General features: G+C 39.9%; 12 protein-coding genes and 1 pseudogene. 8 read left to right on the forward strand and 5 right to left on the reverse strand.

The window, feature by feature from the left end:
- Positions 1-130 precede the first annotated feature (130 nt).
- The 6 genes and pseudogenes from HMPREF2933_RS06595 to HMPREF2933_RS10395 all read left to right on the forward strand — a co-directional run bounded on the left by HMPREF2933_RS06595 (position 131) and on the right by HMPREF2933_RS10395 (position 7458).
- Positions 131-700, forward strand: coding sequence for an LURP-one-related/scramblase family protein (locus HMPREF2933_RS06595; protein WP_081333904.1), 570 nt, complete (start codon positions 131-133; stop codon positions 698-700).
- 54 nt (positions 701-754) lie between these two features.
- A complete protein-coding gene (alaS, locus tag HMPREF2933_RS06600; protein ID WP_024051949.1) occupies positions 755-3373 on the forward strand; it encodes an alanine--tRNA ligase in 2619 nt (872 codons plus the stop codon).
- 417 nt (positions 3374-3790) lie between these two features.
- A pseudogene (locus HMPREF2933_RS06605) lies at positions 3791-5125 on the forward strand (SPFH domain-containing protein).
- A gap of 50 nt (positions 5126-5175) precedes the next feature.
- Entirely contained in the window at positions 5176-6261 is a 1086-nt protein-coding gene (locus tag HMPREF2933_RS06610; RefSeq protein ID WP_024051945.1) for a TFIIB-type zinc ribbon-containing protein, read from the forward strand.
- Positions 6262-6278: 17 nt separating this feature from the next.
- Positions 6279-7163, forward strand: a complete 885-nt coding sequence (locus tag HMPREF2933_RS06615; protein ID WP_024051944.1) for a TPM domain-containing protein — start codon at positions 6279-6281, stop codon at positions 7161-7163.
- A gap of 34 nt (positions 7164-7197) precedes the next feature.
- Entirely contained in the window at positions 7198-7458 is a 261-nt protein-coding gene (locus HMPREF2933_RS10395) for a hypothetical protein (RefSeq protein ID WP_224783671.1), read from the forward strand.
- A gap of 197 nt (positions 7459-7655) precedes the next feature.
- On the opposite strand, the gene HMPREF2933_RS06620 is transcribed toward HMPREF2933_RS10395, so the two are convergent.
- The 5 genes from HMPREF2933_RS06620 to HMPREF2933_RS06640 form a co-directional block, all read right to left on the reverse strand.
- Positions 7656-7964, reverse strand: coding sequence for an ABC transporter ATP-binding protein (locus tag HMPREF2933_RS06620; protein WP_024051942.1), 309 nt, complete (start codon positions 7962-7964; stop codon positions 7656-7658).
- Between the two features lie 62 nt (positions 7965-8026).
- Positions 8027-9265: an aminoacyltransferase gene (locus HMPREF2933_RS06625; RefSeq protein WP_024051941.1), complete on the reverse strand. Its 1239-nt coding sequence runs from the start codon at positions 9263-9265 to the stop codon at positions 8027-8029.
- Positions 9266-9277: 12 nt separating this feature from the next.
- Positions 9278-10492, reverse strand: coding sequence for an aminoacyltransferase (locus HMPREF2933_RS06630; protein WP_024051940.1), 1215 nt, complete (start codon positions 10490-10492; stop codon positions 9278-9280).
- Positions 10492-11301 (reverse strand): sugar-phosphatase, encoded by an 810-nt coding sequence (gene yidA / locus HMPREF2933_RS06635; protein ID WP_024051939.1) that lies wholly within the window; start codon positions 11299-11301, stop codon positions 10492-10494. The genes HMPREF2933_RS06630 and yidA overlap by 1 nt, the downstream gene beginning before the upstream one ends.
- Positions 11291-12610 (reverse strand): HD domain-containing protein, encoded by a 1320-nt coding sequence (locus HMPREF2933_RS06640; protein WP_042753997.1) that lies wholly within the window; start codon positions 12608-12610, stop codon positions 11291-11293. Before HMPREF2933_RS06640 ends, yidA begins: the two co-directional genes overlap by 11 nt.
- A gap of 208 nt (positions 12611-12818) precedes the next feature.
- Here HMPREF2933_RS06640 and HMPREF2933_RS06645 point away from each other — a divergent pair, with 208 nt between their 5' ends.
- Together HMPREF2933_RS06645 and HMPREF2933_RS06650 are read left to right on the forward strand one after the other, a co-directional pair.
- Positions 12819-13205, forward strand: coding sequence for a YwiB family protein (locus tag HMPREF2933_RS06645; RefSeq protein ID WP_024051937.1), 387 nt, complete (start codon positions 12819-12821; stop codon positions 13203-13205).
- A 372-nt stretch (positions 13206-13577) separates the two neighbouring features.
- Positions 13578-16271 (forward strand): cation-translocating P-type ATPase, encoded by a 2694-nt coding sequence (locus tag HMPREF2933_RS06650; RefSeq protein ID WP_070672678.1) that lies wholly within the window; start codon positions 13578-13580, stop codon positions 16269-16271.
- The last annotated feature ends 53 nt before the right edge of the window (positions 16272-16324 follow it).

The raw sequence follows: 16324 nt of genomic DNA on the forward strand, positions 1-16324 counted from the left end.
AAAAGCTCATAAGTGAGTATAATAGGACTATTGAGAATTGATTTTTGACCTCTTAGTTCAGAGAATTGGCGGTGCTGCAAGCCATGTAAGAACGAAAATCATGCTACTCAAAGGAAAAATTGCATATATAATGAGAATGACAAGTTCATTGAATGAAGGTGGTACCGCGGTTTTTCGCCCTTCGTCTAGTGGACTTGTCTTTTTGCGAGGAACCGTCATGAAGACTTATCTTGTAAAACAAAAATTTCGCTTTGGTGGTGAGAAATTTGACATCAAAGATGATCGTGGGAACATTGATTATCAAGTGGAGGGAAGCTTTTTAAAAATTCCCAAAACTTTTACGATTTATGATGACAAGGGTGAAGTGGTCAGCCAAATTCAAAAGACTGTGCTAACAGTCTTACCTCAATTTGAAATTCAATTGCGCAATGGTTCGAGTTTTTATATCCGTAAAAAATTCACTTTTTTACGAGATAAATATGAATTTGATAACTTAGATCTGCGCATCGAGGGGAATATCTGGGATTTAGAATTTCGTCTGCTGGATGCGCAGGGACAAGTGATTGCAGAGATTTCAAAAGAACTCTTGCACCTGATGTCCGCTTATCAAGTTGTAGTTTATGAAGATGCCTACGCGGATTTAGTGGTTTCATTGTGTGTGGCTATTGACTATGTAGAAGCTCTTGAAAGTAGTTCTTAAAACTCACATGGGCAATAGAAAAATCAGTTAGAGAAATGTTTTAAGGAGAAGAAAATGAAACAATTATCAAGTGCTCAAGTACGCCAAATGTGGCTAGATTTTTGGGCCTCAAAAGGACATGCTGTCGAACCGTCTGTTAGTCTAGTACCGGTCAATGACCCGACTCTACTCTGGATTAACTCTGGCGTTGCAACATTAAAGAAATATTTCGACGGGACTATTATTCCAGAAAATCCACGGATTACCAATGCGCAGAAAGCGATTCGGACGAATGACATTGAAAATGTCGGAAAAACAGCACGTCATCATACTATGTTTGAAATGCTGGGGAATTTTTCTATTGGTGATTACTTCCGTGATGAAGCGATTGAATGGGCATTCGAGCTCTTGACTAGTCCTGATTGGTTTGATTTTCCAAAAGACAAGCTATACATGACTTACTATCCAGATGATCATGATTCTTATAATCGTTGGATTTCAGTTGGTGTCGATCCAAGTCATTTGATTCCAATTGAAGACAATTTCTGGGAAATTGGTGCAGGACCTTCTGGACCAGATACAGAAATCTTCTTTGACCGTGGGGAAGCATTTGACCCTGAACATCAAGGAATTCGTTTGCTTGCAGAAGATATTGAAAATGATCGTTATATTGAAATTTGGAATATTGTTTTGTCTCAATTCAATGCTGATCCAGCTGTTCCAAGAAGTGAATACAAGGAGTTGCCGCACAAAAATATTGATACGGGTGCAGGTCTAGAGCGCTTAGTAGCTGTTATTCAAGGGGCAAAGACCAACTTTGAAACAGACCTTTTCATGCCGATTATTCGTGAAGTAGAGAAGTTATCTGGTAAGAATTACAATCCAGATGGTGACAATATGAGCTTCAAGGTCATTGCAGACCATATCCGCTCTCTGTCATTTGCTATTGGCGATGGTGCGCTTCCAGGAAATGAAGGACGTGGCTATGTTCTGCGTCGTTTGCTCCGTCGTGCTTCGATGCATGGTCAAAAATTAGGAATCAATGAGCCTTTCCTTTATAAACTTGTTCCAACTGTCGGAAAAATTATGGAAAGCTATTATCCAGAAGTGCTTGAAAAGCAAGATTTTATCGAAAAAATCATTAAAAGTGAAGAAGAATCTTTTGCTCGCACGCTTCATTCAGGTCAACACTTTGCACAAAGTATTGTAGAAGAGTTAAAGGTAAAGGGACAGTCTGTTATTTCAGGAACGGATGTCTTTAAACTGTACGACACCTATGGTTTCCCAGTAGAATTGACCGAAGAAATTGCCGAAGAAGCTGGTATGACAGTAGACCGCGAAGGCTTTGAAGCTGCTATGAAAGAGCAGCAAGAACGCGCACGGGCTAGTGTGGTTAAAGGTGGATCTATGGGCATGCAAAATGAAACCTTGCAAAACATTACAACTGAAAGCCACTTTAACTATGAAAAAGAGGCTTTATCTGCGGAGTTGGTTGCGATTGTGGCAGATGATAAAGAAGTAGAAGAAGTGGCTTCTGGTAAAGCTTACCTCGTTTTTACAGAAACGCCATTTTATGCTGAAATGGGCGGACAAGTAGCAGACCACGGACAAATCTTTGACCTTGCAGGCAATCTCGTTGCACAAGTCGTAGATGTTCAAAAAGCGCCGAATGGACAACCGCTCCATACGGTAGAAGTGGTGTCACCACTCACGCTAAACCAAGAATATAAGCTTGAAATTGACCACAATCGTCGTCACCGTGTTATGAAGAATCACACAGCAACACACTTGCTTCATGCGGCTCTTCACAATGTTTTAGGCAAACACGCAACGCAAGCAGGTTCTCTCAATGAAGTAGAATTTCTTCGATTTGACTTCACTCATTTCCAAGCAGTTACAGCAGAAGAGCTACGTCGCATTGAGCAAGAAGTTAATGAAAAAATTTGGGAAGCGATTGACATCAAAACGATTGAAACAGACATTGATACGGCTAAAGAAATGGGTGCGATGGCTCTCTTTGGAGAAAAATACGGAAAAGAAGTTCGTGTGGTGACAATTGGAGATTACTCTATTGAGTTGTGTGGCGGTACTCACATGAAGAATACTTCTGAAATTGGTCTTTTCAAGATTATCAAAGAAGAAGGAATTGGCTCAGGAACTCGTCGTATCCTCGCTGTGACGAGCAAAGAAGCATTTGAAGCTTACCGTGAGGAAGAAGATGCTTTGAAAGCTATTGCAACGACACTGAAAGTCCCACAAATGAAAGAAGTTTCGCATAAGGTTGAAGCCTTGCAAGAACAACTTCGCCAATTGCAAAAAGAAAATGCTGAACTGAAAGAAAAAGCAGCAGCAGCAGCTTCAGGTGAAGTCTTCAAGAATGTTCAGGAAGCTAATGGACACAGCTTTATTGCCAGCCAAGTTTCTGTATCTGATGCGGGTGCTCTACGCACTTTTGCAGACACTTGGAAACAAAAAGACTATTCAGACGTTCTTGTCCTTGTGGCAGCCATTGGTGAGAAAGTGAATGTCCTTGTGGCTAGCAAGACAAAAGATATTCATGCTGGCAATTTAATCAAGGAACTTGCTCCAATCGTAAATGGTCGTGGTGGTGGTAAACCAAACATGGCTATGGCTGGAGGAAGCAACCAAGCAGCTATTCAAGAATTACTTGCAGTTGTTCCTGAAAAAGTATAATGTCATATACTTTAAGTGAGATAGATCTGTGCTTGTCTCTACAAGGATTTCAAAAAATGAAATCTAAGAGAGTTGCATAAAAATCATACAAAAAACGAACAGTTTCGATATTCTGTTAGTCAGAACATCGGAATTATTCGTTTTTTTATTTATACGATTAAGTTCTGGCGTTTTATAAATCCAAAAATAGCTTTCATATTTTTGATAGTTACAATTTTATAAAAATATGGTAAAATAGTTTTGGAGATAAAACGCTTTCATACAGCTAATTATGTTGCGATAAAAAGACAAATATTGCCAGTTAGCGTATGATTTTTTGTAAAAATTTACAAATTTATGATAAAGGAGATGATGTCGTTCAGTAGTACAGTGTATGGTAGCGGAAACATGCTTTTTAAAGAGAGAAAGGAGATTCTTATGGGACTCATTAAAGCAGGAATTGGTGCCGTAGGCGGCGTATTGGCTGACCAATGGAAATAATTCTTTTACTGTGATGCCATGGACAAGTCCGTCATGGTGGTCAAAGGACAAAAGCAAGTATCTGGACGTTCATCTAATACGAAGGGCAGCGACAACATTATTTCGAATGGTTCTGGAATTGCTGTTGCAGATGGTTAGTGTATGATGATTGTTGAGCAAGGAAAAATTGTTGAAGTCTGTGCTGAGCCTGGTCAATTCACTTATGACACTTCTAGCGAGCCGAGTATTTTTACAGGTAATTTAGGTGATTCCATTAAGAAGACCTTCAAACAAATCGTAAAACGGTTCACTTATGGTGGTGACACAGGCAAAGATCAACGTGTTTATTATTTCAATACAAAAGAGCTGATTGATAATAAGTTTGGCACACCAAATCCGATTCCGTTTCGTGTGGTGGATTCAAAAATCGGCTTAGATGTGGATGTTTCTGTCCGTTGTTCTGGTGTTTATTCTTATAAGATTGCAGACCCACTTCTTTTCTATACCAATGTCTGTGGCAATGTCGAAAAAGAATATTTGCGTGAAGAATTAGAATCACAGCTAAAAACCGAATTTATCAGTGCCCTCCAACCAGCTTTCGCTGCATTATCTGATCTAGAATTGCGGCCAAATCAAATCGTTAGCCACAATACAGAACTTGAAAATGCTATGAATGAAGCACTCTCTAGCAAATGGGGCGAGCTTCGTGGCTTGAAAGTCGTCAGTGTAGCTCTTGGTTCAGTAACTCTTCCAGACGAAGATGCTGAAATGATTAAGCAGGCTCAACGTGTGGCTATTATGAAGGACCCAACCATGGCAGCGGCTACCTTAGTCGGTGCACAGGCAGATGCTATGAAAGCAGCGGCTGAAAATCCAGGCGGTGCGATGACTGGCTTTATGGGAGTAGGAATGGCAGCGGGCGCAGGCGGCATGAATGCTCAAAATCTTTTTGCGATGGGATAAGAGCAAGCAGCTAGTCAGCAAACGCAAACAGCGAGTGCAACCTCTCAAACCCAAACTACTGCAGATAAATTGACTTGTCCAAATGGACATGAAGCTTCAGGTAAATTCTGTCCTGAATGCGGTTCACCAAAACCTGTGAGTGACAGCTGGACTTGTACTTGTGGGACTGTCAATAATGGTAAATTCTGTTCAAACTGTGGTCAACCGAAACCAGAAACCCGCCGTCAATATCGTTGTAGCAATTGTGGCTGGCAACCAGAAGATGCTTATAATCCACCTAAATTCTGCCCTGAATGTGGCAATGTATTTGATGAAAATGACCTTGTTTAAAAGCTTTTCTAACTATCTCATAGCTCGATGACAGTAGAAAGGAGGTCATCATGGCTGATTTACAAGAATATAAATGTCCAAATTGTGGTGGTGCTCTTGAATTTAATAGTTCAATCCAGAAAATGAAGTGCCCTTATTGTGATTCCGAATTGGATATGTCAAGTTTGAAGGAATTGGATGAACAATTAAAAACCCAGACTGATGAAAATATGACTTGGAGTACGCAGGCTGGTGGTGAATGGGATACGGGCGAGATTGATCAGCTATCAGTTTATGTCTGTAAATCTTATGGTGGTGAAATTGTTGCTGACGAGTCAACAGCAGCCACTTCGTGTCCATTCTGCGATAATCCTGTTGTTATGATGGGACGCTTTGCTGGTGATTTAAAGCCAGATTATGTGATTCCATTCAAATTAGATAAAAAGGCAGCAAAGGCGAATCTGAACAAGCATCTCATGGGGAAACGTCTCTTGCCAAAAGTTTTTAAAGACCAAAATCATATTGATGAAGTAAAGGGGGGTTATGTTCCGTTCTGGCTTTTTGACACAGAAGCAGATGCGGATGTTCATTATAAAGCAAGCAGGATTAGAACATGGAGTGATAGTGAGTATGACTATACCGAAACAAGCTATTTTTCAGTTATTCGTTCCGGTCAGTTAGCGTTTGAACATATCCCGGTAGACGGTTCAAGTAAATTGGATGATCAATTAATGGAATCCATTGAACCCTTTGATTTTTCAGAAGCTGTTGATTTTCAGACAGCTTACCTAGCAGGATACCTAGCAGATAAATATGATGTCGGAGCCGAGGAGAGCATTACTCATGCTAACAGCCGTGTCAAGCAAAGCACGGAGGAAGCCTTTGAAGATACAGTTACGGGGTTTTCTACCGTTACCCCAGAATCTTCGAATATTCGCTTGATAAATGGTTCAACTAAGTATGTTCTCTATCCAGTTTGGCTCTTAAATACGACTTGGAGGGGCAAAAAGTTTGTCTTTGCAATGAATGGTCAGACTGGTAAATTCGTCGGAGATTTGCCCTTAGACAAGCAAGCTTATAGACGTTGGCTAATCGGACTGGGCGTGGAGGCAAGTATAGTTAGTTATGCGGCTGTATGGCTGATTCACTTACTGTAAGAAGGGAGGATGAGATTATGTTGAAGAAATTCATAACATTACTGACAACTCTTCTTCTCTCCTTTCTCATGATTGGGACTGTCTGTGCAGAAGAAACCAGCTATATTCGTGATGAAGTCTCAGCCTTTTCAAGCAAGGAAATAACAGAGATTAACAAAGCGGCTAAAGCTATTGAAGAACAATATCATTTTAAAGTTTACTTTTTGGCAGCAAAATCAGTAGGTGAAGATGGTATTTTGTCTGATGCTGAAAAGGTTTATCAAGAATCTGCAGGCACAGCTGAAGGTATTCTCCTTGCTGTTGATAAAGAAAAAAAAGAATGGATCCTATATTATGCCGGAAACGCTAAAGAAAAGCTAGGAGCAAAGAGTGACGACATACTTTGGAAAGCTTTTGAGAGTGGGAAAAATATTTATAGCGGTGTTCGGTATTATCTCAATAAAGTAACCAAATTGCTCAATGCATCGGCCAATCCATTACTGGTAGATGAAGCGGACTTGCTGAAGCCGGATCAAGAAAAAGCCTTGTTAGCAAAGCTCAAAGATGTTAGCAAACGCCAAAAATGTGATGTCGTTGTCGTGACCGTTAAGAGTCTGGAAGGAAAAAGTGCTCAAGACTTCGCAGATGACTACTTCGACTACAATGGCTACGGTCAAGGAAAAAATCATGATGGGGTGCTTTTCTTAATCAGTATGTCAGAACGGAAGTGGCATATTTCAACGACAGGCTACGGCATCACTGCTTTTACCGATGCTGGCTTAGACTACCTATCAAAGCAGTTCTTGCCTGATTTAAAAGATGGTGACTACAATGCTGCTTTTACAACCTACGCTGAGCAGTGTGATGAATTCCTCACTCAAGCACGAAAAGGGCAGCCTTATGATGTAAAAAAGTCTCCCTAAGGAGCCTTTAAGTTGGTACTGGATTCCTGGAGCATTGGCTATTGGCTTTGGTATCGCCTTTCTCATCGTAACAGGAATGAAAGGTCAGCTCAAATCTGTCTATCATCAAACCGGAGCCACTGATTACATCAAGAAAAATAGTCTCCAGATTACCAATGCTCAAGAATTCTTCCTCTACTCAAATGTAGATAAGAAAGCAAAACTGGAGCCTAGCAGCTCCAGTGATTCTGGGGGTAGTAGCACACATACATCTTCATCAGACAGAAGTCACGGGGGCAGTGGTGGAAGTTTTTAGATGGATAATAGTGGAAGTTAAAAAAGGTCAGGATATTTATGCTAGCCTTTTTATTACACTTCATTTTACAACGGGGCGAATTTTAAAATTTTCAAACGATGTTGTCCACAATAATTTTATTGCTAGGGAAATTCAACGAGGAATGGTAAAAGATATCAATTTGCTTTACATCATTTTCCAAGTCAGAAAGAATATCTTCATTTTTTGCACTTAGATTGTAAATTCAAGTACAAAAAAGTAGCAAACATCTTTCCTTTTATATTTGCATTGAAATCTGCAATGACTTTTGCATAAAAATAGCGTTTGCCTACTAAACCTAAGACAATCAGCATATTTCCAAAAATTCCCAACATCAAGATTTGCCAGAGAATTTTTAAATTTTTCGTTTGAAAACTATCAATAATCATCCGAACGAGCGTTGGGTTTAAAACTGACTCAATCCATGTCAGCACGATAAACAGAAAGTAAATCGCTAGTAGTTTTTTTGAAATAAATCGTTTCAGCATATTTGATAAGTCCTATCTAAAATACGAATATTTAAAAACTCTCAAAAAGCTGTTTGAGAGTTTTAAGCGCGCCGTAGCAGTTTTTTAATCAAACTGAGAATTTTAAATTTAAGTGGTTGTGGATAATAGCGGAAGGTCCCCATTTTGCGAACAATGTAGCCATTGAAATTTTGCTTGAAACGGAGCACGCCGTCTGAGCCATCGAAAATTCCTGTAATACCAAGAAAATTGTAAAAGGGAATATGTCGCTTGATAGCTTCTTTCATGACATATTCTTGGAGAAGCGCTGGGGCATAAAATTTGTTAAATTCAGGATAGGAACCACTAAAGAGGTAGGTCGCTTCTTGTGGTGTATAGAGGAAGAGGCTGCCAGCAAGCACTTGGTCTTCCATTCCATATTTATCTATCAATTCTTGTGCTCCGGCTTTACGTGTTTCAAAGCTTTCAAATTGGCTGGAGAATTCACGCAGTTGATTGTGTTTTTTCTCTGACTGAGGATTTTTTTCTAAATCCGCTTTTAATTTTTGAATTTTTTGTTTTAGTTTTTCTTGATCATGTTGCAGATGTTGCAGATAATCTTGAAAATTAAGCGTTGCAATCATAAAGTCCGCTTGATTGCCAAAAGCATCGTAGAAATCTTGGTAATAATCCAAAGGTTTGTCACTATATTCACGCCGTTCGGAAGTGGCAGAAGTGATTTCCTTGAAAATATTTAATTCATCTCGCTTCAATTTTTTTAATTGAATGCCGAAAGTATTGGCTTTTTTTACAGTCGATTTACCATTTTTGCTGAAGGATTTGAGCAGATCTTTTTCAGTTAGTTCAGTCAGGTCTTTGACATAGTGCCAATCAGGTTCGCCGCCTGGATAACCTGTCTGCAATCCATCAAATTCATAACCTAAGTCTGTCAACTCTTTTATCAATTCTGTTTTTTCGGGCGAAGTAGGTTGACCATTGCTGTCAAATGTTTGATAAGTTTCATAAGGTTTGATAATTAGCTCTAAAGCACCATTTTCTTTGGCGTAGGTCTTGAGTTCACGGTAAAAAGCTTGTAGGTCGTGAGGATTTGTTGAAACAGGACCGCAATTGATTTCCATGTGCAGTCCGCCTGTCATGGGCATACTGTAGAGCACGGCTGAAACGGTTAATTCACCGTGTTCATCTGTGTGACCGACATATTGGCAAGTAAAACCGCGTTTCGCTAAGAGCATTTCCATTTCTACTGTTTGCATAAAAGAACGTTGAGTGCAAGACGCGCTATGGTTTACAAATTCTTCCTGACTAAGTCGTTTGAATGTCATACGATTCCTTTCTTAGTGTTTGCTGCGGAATTTCTTTCTCAAAGTATAGGCAAGGTTAGAGAGATGATAGAGTGGATTGGTTGGCAAGTTAAACTCACCGACAAACTCTTCAATGGTTGGATTGAACTTGGACTTAAAGTGATAAAGTCCGCCGTCTAAATCATTTTCAACACCACCCATGTTTTGCCAGTTCGCCCCACGGTCAAAGGCGTGCTTTGCTGTTTCATACCAAGTGAGGAGAGCTGGCTGGTAGCGGCGGTATTCTTCATCCATTCCAGCATAGATATTTTCAGAAGTGGCACCATATTCGAGAACCAAAGTTCCAGAGAGAGGAACAATAGTTGCTCCCTGTGCTATTTTTTCTGACAAGAAATCCATTTCTTCTTGCAGTCGTTTTTGTTCTTGCTTATTGTTTTCAATTTTACCAGGTTTAGTTTTTTCAGTGAATTTGCTGGCTTCTTTTTCAGCTTTGGCTTTTTGAGCTTGAAGACTTTCTAGACGCTCATTTAGGTCAATGCTTGCAAGTGTGATATAGGAATGCTCTGGGTAAGTATCAAGGAGTTTTTGATAATAGTCCTTCCCCCGCAAGTGAATACTCTTTCGATTCTCGGTTTTTTTCATCAAAGCAGAGAAATCATCCAAAAGTTCTTTGCCACCAAACTGGACTTGAATGCCTTTGTTTCGTGCAGTGCGAATGGCTTGGCGTGTACTTTTTGATAAAAGTTCTTCGCTGAAATTATCCTTATAAATATTTGCTTGAAAACGTGGCTGAATCGTTTCATCAAGTGATTCTGTTCGCCCCACCCAAATAGCTCCCGCTTTCTGGAGATTTTGAATCACGTCAAGTGTTTCTTGCTGTTCTTTTCTGTTTTCTCCGATTTGAGCCTGCACGAGGAAAAGACTCGGATCAAACTTGATAAAAAGGGCTTTTTTAGTTTTAGCAAATTGTTTCAAGGAAGTCAGGACAAATTGCAGTAATTCTTGATTCTGATAATCCATAATAAGACCGCGAGGAATATAAAGCATAGTCATACCGAGCGGCAAAGGCTTAATGAGAATACTAGCAGAAGCCACTAATTGGTTATTTTTGTAAAAGCCAATTCGTTCATTGTTCCAATTATCTTTGACCTTTGCCCAAGAAGCACTTTGAAGCAAGTTGGTTTGAGAACTTTTCTTAACAAAATCATCGTGTTCTTGAGCAGATATTCCTATTTTATAAGTGTACATTAGTTTAAAACCCACTCTCTAATAGCGTATGCAACGCCGGATTCATCGTTTGATTTGGTGATATATTTGGCAATTTTCTTCAACTCGTCAGTCCCATTTTCCATTACAACAGGATTTCCCACAACTTCTAGCATCGCACGGTCATTTTCTTCATCACCAATTGCCATGGTTTCCTCTTTTGTCAATCCTAATTTTTCCGCTAGATGCACGACTGCAGCCCCTTTATTGACGGATTTTTTGACAATTTCTAAGTAAAAAGGTGCTGATTTCACGAGTGTGTATTTGTCATACAATTCTTTAGGGAGTTTGGCGATTGCTTGATCTAAAATTTCTGGTTCGTCAATATACATGATTTTGACGATTTCTTTGTCTACCATCTCTTCTGGAGTGCGGTAGTAGACTGGCATATTGACCAGTCCGGCTTCGTAAACGGTATATTTTCCAATGTTACGGTTAGCAGTATAAATACCGTCCTTGGTGATAGCGTGCATGTGAACCCCTAATTTGCGACTGAGACATTCAATATCCAAATAATCATCGTAGGTTAGAGTTTCTTTGATATATTCTTCCCCTGTAACTGTATCTTGAACCAGCCCGCCATTGAAGGTAATGACATAATTACCTGGCTCGTTTAGGTGTAACTCTTCAAGCAAATTTCTCACTCCTGGAATGGGGCGTCCAGTTGCAATGACAATCTTTACTCCAGCAGCTTTGGCATCTTGTACAGCAGAAAAAACTTCTGGTGTGACTTCTCTTTTGGTGTTTAATAAGGTTCCGTCAATATCAACGGCAACTAGTTTAATACTCATGTTCGTATGCTTCTCCATATATAAATTGGTCGTTTTTGATATACGACAAGAAAGTTTTACTATTTTCACTAAAAAGTCCAGCTTCTTTCAGCATTTCTTTTGGGAAATAGAAACGGTTGTCGCCGTGCCTTGTGCCTGCTAATGTTTCGACGATAGGGGATAAAGTGGACAACTCCGCGAGACTGCCATCCTTTTGGATAATTTCAATCTGAGTGCGTGGTTTTTCGACATCTGGACGGTAAAAATCATAAGGTAAGTCAAAATTACGATGAATGGCAGTGTAATAATCAGGGTCAAAACCAACTTCCGCAACTAAGCTCCGCATGACATTCAGATATTTCTCATTTTCTTTTGAAAAAATAATAGATTTAAAGACTTTGCGGTTGATGAAACGCTGTGCTAAGTCAGATAAAATCGTATCAGGACTCGTCATCCAGACCTGAAAATAAGTATTCATCACGCCGTCATCCAGTGCTAGATAATCTTTCAAGGTCACTCGCTTTTCAAAGAAAGGAATGAGGTTGGGAGAAGAGAGTGCAAAATAGTCTTTCTGCTTTTCGTAGAGAAATTTAGCTCGCTTGAGCAAGTTTTGCAAGAGCACTTCCATTGCCCGACTAGCAGGATGAAAATAAACCTGCATATACATCTGGTACCGACTGACGACATAGTCTTCCACGGCATGCATGCCGTGGCGTTTGAAAGCAATGCCATTTTCAACAGGACAAATAACGCGCAAAATCCGTGTTAAATCAAATTGTCCATAAGAAGCGCCTGTATAGTAGGAGTCTCGCAAGAGATAATCCATGCGATCGACATCAATCTGACTGGAAATAAGTTGCACCACCTGTTTGTTTGGATAGGTGTGGTTGATAACGCTGGCTACTTTTTCCGGAAAATCAGGCGAAACTTGAACCAGAACTTTGTTAATCTCTGTTTCAGGGTTTGTGATAATCTGGCGTGTAATTTCCTCGTGGTCGGTATCAAAGAGACGCTCGAAAGTATGTGAATAAGCGCCGTGACCGACATCGTGCAAGAGGGCTGTTGCCATGACAAGTAAGCTTTCATGACAATCCCAAACCTCTGGATATTTTTCGTCAAAGATTTTTGTAATTCGTCTTGAAATTTCATATGCTCCGAGGCAATGCGAAAAACGGCTGTGCTCGCCTCCGTGAAAAGTATAGCCGGAAGTTCCTAACTGTTTAATGCGGCGCAGTCGTTGAAATTCTTTGGTGTTTATTAAATCATAGATGACTTGGTGATCCACATGAATGTAATTGTGGACGGGATCACGAAATACTTTTTCAATCATGGCTCTATTATACCACATCTCGTCTAGCAGTCCAAATAACAAAGTAATCTATAACCTCTGAAAATAGCGATTCAAACTTGCTGTTTTAATTCAAAAATTCTCCCATTCAGAGCTATGGTAAAATAAAAGTATAAGAAAAAATGGGAGAAATATTTTTGATTTTCTGTTAAAATGAAAAAAGAAATAGGAAGACGAGGAAATTTAAAGAGTGAAAATTAGAATCCAAAATCGAATTCAAATGGATGAGCAAGTAGAGCAAATTGACCAAAGTTACGCTGTAGATTGGACTCAAAAGGGCGCTTATCATTATTTATTGTTTAAAAATGAAGAAGGAGAGAAGGTTGTGCTGAAGTTTCATGATGAAGAACTAGTCATGACACGCTTCTCTACTCATAAATCTTTGATGCGGTTTATCAAAGGAGGAGAAGCCTTGATTGGAATTCCCACACCGGTCGGCATACAGCAATTTATCACAAAAACAAGTCATTACCAGGTTGATTTGAAAAAGCAGACACTTGAACTGCATTATCAATTGAGAACACCTGATGGCGGTCGAGCTTTTGCGGATTATCAAATGGAAATTTCGTGGAGGTAGAAAGTGATGGGAAGAATCCTTTTTAGTTTAGTAATAGCGGCTATTTTTATTCTCAGCAGATTTATTTGGTTTTTTATAACAAGACAAAGCTTAATATGTTCTTTGACCTAACAGGGACACTTGTCATAGCGATTATTTTATTTATTGCGTCTTATTCTTTGTTGGGTAAAATAGATAGAAATTGAACTTTTTTTGCTTGAAAAAATTGAAGAATTTGATATAATAAAAACACTCAAGGGAGTAGCTAGCGGGATATCCGTTACAAGGTCGTCAATACGAAAGCAATTTCCGGCCTTGTATGAAACAGCGAGACTTGTTGCAATAAACAGGTCTCTTTTTGTTTGTCAAAAAGGGATCAAAGGAGGAAATATTTTGTCAAAAGAACAAAAACGCCAAGCGTTTTATACGCAAGGTTCGGAGGAAGTTTTAAAAAATTTAGAAACTTCTGAGCAAGGTTTATCAAGCAATGAAGCCGCTAAGCGTTTAGATGAATACGGACGCAATGAACTGGATGAGGGAGAGAAAAAATCCCTTCTGATGAAATTCGTTGAGCAATTTAAGGATTTGATGATTCTTATTTTGCTGATTGCGGCTATTCTTTCGGTTGTGACTTCAGGTGGTGAAGATATTGCAGATGCGATTATTATCCTAGCTGTGGTCATTATTAATGCCATTTTTGGAGTTTACCAAGAAGGTAAGGCAGAAGAAGCAATTGAAGCACTCAAATCTATGTCTAGCCCAGCTGCGCGTGCGCTGCGTGACGGGCATGTGACAGAAGTAGACTCAAAAGAATTGGTCCCTGGAGACATCGTTATGCTGGAAGCAGGTGATGTGGTACCTGCTGACATGCGTCTTTTAGAAGCAAATTCTTTAAAAATTGAAGAAGCGGCTCTGACTGGCGAATCCGTTCCAGTTGAAAAACATCTGACTGTTGATGTAGCTACTGATGCAGGTATTGGCGACCGTATCAATATGGCATTCCAAAATTCAAACGTTACGTATGGACGTGGAATGGGTGTCGTTGCCAATACAGGTATGTTTACAGAAGTCGGTCATATTGCTGGTATGCTCCAAAATGCTGATGAAACAGATACTCCACTCAAGCAAAATCTAAATGGCCTTTCAAAAGTGCTGACCTATACGATTTTAATCATTGCAGCAATCACTTTTGTGGTCGGCGTATTCGTTCAAGGAAAAGACCCGCTGGGCGAATTGATGACATCAGTCGCACTTGCTGTGGCAGCAATTCCAGAAGGACTTCCTGCTATTGTGACCATTGTCTTGGCACTTGGCACACAAGTTTTGGCGAAGAGAAATTCCATTGTCAGAAAGCTTCCTGCAGTTGAGACGCTTGGCTCTACTGAAATTATTGCTTCTGATAAGACTGGTACATTAACTATGAACAAAATGACAGTTGAAAAAGTCTTTTATGACGGCAGTTTGCATGAAGCAAAACAAGATATTGACCTTGGACTCGACTTGCCATTGCTACGCTCGGTTGTCCTTGCTAATGATACTAAAATTGACCAAGACGGAAAACTCATTGGTGACCCAACAGAAACAGCCTTTGTTCAGTATGCACTTGATAAAGGGTATGATGTTAAAGCTTTCTTAGAGAAATATCCTTGTGTCGCAGAGTTGCCGTTCGATTCTGAACGTAAGCTCATGTCAACCATTCATCCTTTGCCAGATGGTAAATTCTTGGTTGCTGTAAAAGGTGCGCCAGATCAACTTTTAAAACGTTGTGTGGCTCGTGACAAGGCAGGCGATATTGCGCCGATTGATGAGGCAACGACTCAGTTAATTAAGGAAAATAACTCAGGTATGGCTCATCAGGCTCTGCGTGTGTTAGCTGGTGCCTACAAAATTATTGATGAAATTCCAGAAAACTTAACGTCTGAAAATCTTGAAAATGATTTAATATTCACAGGTATGATTGGGATGATTGATCCTGAACGACCAGAAGCTGCTGAAGCTGTTCGAGTGGCTAAAGAAGCGGGTATCCGTCCGATTATGATTACGGGTGATCACCAAGACACAGCGGAGGCTATTGCTAAACGTCTTGGAATTATCAATGATGATAGTAAAGACCATGTCATGACTGGTGCTGAGCTTAACGAATTGTCAGACGAAGAGTTTGAAAAAGTTGTTGGTCAATATTCTGTCTATGCGCGTGTATCTCCTGAGCATAAGGTGCGAATTGTCAAAGCATGGCAACATCAAGGCAAGGTTGTTGCTATGACAGGTGACGGTGTAAATGATGCACCAGCCTTGAAGACAGCCGACATCGGTATCGGAATGGGGATTACAGGGACAGAAGTTTCGAAAGGTGCTTCTGACATGATTCTGGCTGATGATAATTTTGCAACGATTATCGTGGCTGTTGAGGAAGGACGGAAAGTCTTCTCTAACATTCAAAAGACCATTCAATATTTGCTTTCAGCCAATACAGCAGAAGTGTTGACGATTTTCCTTGCAACTCTTTTTGGCTGGGATGTGCTGCAGCCGGTTCATCTTCTCTGGATTAACCTTGTGACAGATACTTTCCCAGCTATTGCACTAGGGGTTGAGCCAGCTGAGCCGGGTGTGATGACGCATAAACCGCGTGGTCGTAAGTCTAGCTTTTTCTCAGGTGGTGTCATGAGTTCGATTATTTATCAAGGGCTTTTGCAAGGTGCTTTGGTACTCGGTGTTTATGCTTATGCTTTGATGAATCCAGTTCATGTTGGTGACATGAGAGCTATTCATGCGGATGCGTTGACCATGTCCTTTGCAACGCTTGGACTAATCCAGCTTTTCCATGCCTTTAATGTAAAATCTGTTTATCAATCACTTCTAACAGTTGGGCCATTCAAATCTAAAACTTTCAACTGGTCTATTCTTGTTTCATTCATTTTATTGGCTTCTACCATTTTGGTTGAGCCACTAGAAGGAATTTTCCATGTAACAAAATTAGACCTCTCACAATGGGCAGCCGTTCTCATTGGAAGTTTCTCCATGATTATCATCGTAGAAATTGTTAAATTTGTTCAACGTAAATTAGGCATGGATAAAAATGCCATTTAAGACAGAAAAGTCATCTTCGGGTGGCTTTTTTAATTGTCAAACTATAATAAAAA

It is taken from the genome of Streptococcus sp. HMSC066F10, assembly GCF_001813805.1.
GTDB classification, from domain to species: domain Bacteria; phylum Bacillota; class Bacilli; order Lactobacillales; family Streptococcaceae; genus Streptococcus; species Streptococcus vaginalis.